The sequence below is a fragment of the Candidatus Cloacimonadota bacterium genome, from assembly GCA_019429305.1.
Lineage (GTDB): Bacteria > Cloacimonadota > Cloacimonadia > Cloacimonadales > JAJBBL01 > JAHYIR01.
In genome coordinates, this window is record JAHYIR010000052.1 from 1 (window position 1) to 2704 (window position 2704).

A 2704-nucleotide genomic window follows, 5' to 3' on the forward strand; every position below is an offset into this window, starting at 1 on the left:
TTTGGAAAAAGTAACTAAACGTCTCTGTAATCCCATAGCTTCTTAATCTGTAAGAGAGACCTCCGAATGTCCTATCACCCTTTTCTTCAGTAAAGATCAAAAGAGTTGCCAGTTGCATATTGTTGTCCAATCTGTTGCGCATATCGACCGAATAACTATTGCTCTCTATTTTAGAATCATATCTAGATTCTTCCTCTAAGCGGTTCTCATAGGTTAATTCAAAATCGGTAGCCCAGTAACGGCTGAACCGTAACATGAGCTCATGAGATTTGATATCGGTACGAAAACTATCCTGATAACGATTGTCGAGTACCCTGTCTCTATGTAAAGCACCCTTTGCCAAAACTCGACTTCGCACGATATCAAGCCAGACTGTCTGCCGATAGAGATTTCTTCCGTAGATAGTCGTTTCAGAATTCATCAGAAGTGACGGATTTAGCAAATATACATCCCACTTTTTGTCAGATCTCGAATTCTCCATTATTTGGAAATAACTCTCTGACTGAATACGACTGAACCAGTTCTTCATAATACTCACAAAATCATCAGATGAATCTTCTCTTTCATTTTTAATAAAGAGACGGGGGGAGATATTCAGCATTAAATCGGCGTTGATTTCCACAGACATTTCAGGGTCACCAACCTGTACCATTATGTAATCATATCCACCATTCTCTGTAACCACACCGGTACTATCATATATCCCGACATTTTCACCAACATAGATCAATTCACGAACATAAGGAAAGAACTCCAGATTTTTTAAAGCATAATTAGAATATACGCTCACTCCTCGATTCAACAGTGAATTGTTGAGATTGACTTCTGCCATATCAAAGCGGTTCTCACTACCGGTTGTCAGATCTTTAACTTCTCGATGTGAATAAGCAGTTCTGATTCTCTGTTCGGAAACATCTAAAAATGACTCTCCTCCGAAAGTAAGCGCTTCTCTTATGCCCTGCCAATTAATATTGAGAGTATCATTGTATTCTTGATCGGCAAAGATTTGAAAGGCAGCTGTTCTTGTTTGATATGTTCCAAAAGACATTCCTCGCTTGCGGTATCTGGTGCCTGTCTCCCAATCTTCATCTTCTTCGGAATAGTGAGAATCACGAAATGTTCTATATTGATAATTGCCAGCTAATTGAAAACGTTTGATAATATACGAACTGTTTACTTGATTCTGACGAATGTTCAGATCTCTCTTAGTTGGTTCTTCCTGCGATTGTCTGGCATAATTATAACGATAATTTACTCTCGGAAAAAATATGTACTGATTGAGTGTCGAATTCAAGACAAAATTGTCTCTATTATAGATGTTACCTCCGGACTTCCGTAAATATCGAACGCGCGGGATAAAAATATTCTCGATATTTAAGGATAAAGATGTACCGATCTCATTGCTGGTAACTGTATCAATCTCAGTAATTTCATAAAAATCATAGCTTAGTTGCGGATCTCGAATATCAGAAAAAGTCTCTAAATACTTGGACAAATGACGATAGTAGATAAGCCAATCGGGATCGATTCTTGAGAAGTCAGGATAGAGTCGCATCTGCCAATGAATTCCATAACCCTCATTATTAAAACTATCAAGAGGTGAAAAAGTATTTCGATCGAAATTAGAAAAAATCCCTTCGCCACTGACCTCGTAAATCTCTCCATCCCAACTAAGTGCTATATCATAATTAGCTTTAAATTGCGGAGAAGGTAATAATCTTACCGGCAACCAGCTGCCATTATTCTCACCTAAATACTCGAAGTTGTTGGGCGCAATCTGCTGATAACTCCCATCTCCCTGACCGACATAAGAAAAGTAAATCACATAATTTCCGTTTTCTCCGCTACCGACATACCGATAGTATTCTGTTTCTCCATCCATTTCTTTTACATATAATCCTTCTCCCGGTTCTACTTCAATCACACCATCAGCCCATGCAGGGCTATCACCTGCCTCTTTCAATATCGACTTATCAATTTCTGAAAAGATCTCTTGCAGGGGATTATTCTTATCATCGTTCTGAATTATCAGATGATGACTCACTTTTAACTTATCGGTTAAGATGATCTCCGAACTGTTGAAATACATGTTTTGCCGATAGTCCTCATCGCTATATTGAAATCGAATAAAAATCCGAGAATTGCTATCGATAAAATGTCTAGAAGTAAAAGTAAAACTACCGAAAGAATAGTCAATTGTGTAGTCTGTTCCTCTGGTCATGGTAACACCATTGAGATATACTATTTCCGATCCGGGTATTATCTGAACATTGGTCCCAACATTAGGTATAGTTACAAAATATGGTCCCTGTTTTCCATCCTTACCAAAGAATTCATTACTGCTCTCTTTACCTCTTGATATAGCCAAGGCACCCTGAAAGCTGTTCTTCCCGAACCACTCGGCTTTTAATCCTTCAAAACGACTAGCATAGCTCATGAATTGGGTGTCATCAAAAGCAATATCCAGATCACCAAAAGAGATCTCATATTCATTACCGTAAAGCTTGATAAATATTTGATCCAAACTACTCAGCTCTCTTGTATCCCCTTCTGGTGTTAGTGGAGATTGACTATCAGAAAGTTGGGCTCTGATCCTGAGATTACGTCGTAATTCACCATCAATCCGCAAAAAGAGGGATTGATGGATATTGAAATCCTCATCACTCGCTACTGAAACTGAAATAGTTTTACTACCGGAAATGTT

At 38.4% G+C, this 2704-nt stretch carries 1 protein-coding gene; it reads right to left on the bottom strand.

Features of this window, described 5'->3' with window-relative positions; translation table 11 throughout:
• The coding region (locus K0B81_09740; GenBank protein MBW6516874.1) for a hypothetical protein at positions 1–2704 on the bottom strand (2704 nt) is incomplete at both ends.